Genomic DNA, 254 nt, shown 5'->3' on the forward strand with positions numbered 1-254 from the left:
ACGATGCACCGGGACATCGAAAACGCGTCGCCAACCCATTCAGGCCCATAAAAAATCCCCGCCCCCTCGGAGCGCGGTATTCTGTCTTGAGTGACGCGGCGAACCGAACAGCCCACCGGTGGCGTGCTCGGCGGAACAAGCCGCTTGGAGCCGGTAGCCTCGAAGGCAGCGGCGAAGCGCAACAGCCCAGACTCCTCATAGGCGCGGCCGGCGAAGGTCCTGCCCACCGGCAAGCCGATATCGGCCAACACGCC

At 65.4% G+C, this 254-nt stretch carries 1 protein-coding gene; it reads right to left on the reverse strand.

What is annotated here, in order from left to right; genetic code table 11:
• The coding region (locus tag ACCC94_RS30380; protein WP_413353256.1) for a hypothetical protein at positions 1-254 on the reverse strand (254 nt) is incomplete at both ends.

This window comes from Pseudomonas sp. Pseusp97 (assembly GCF_047304025.1).
In the GTDB taxonomy this organism is placed as follows: domain Bacteria; phylum Pseudomonadota; class Gammaproteobacteria; order Pseudomonadales; family Pseudomonadaceae; genus Pseudomonas.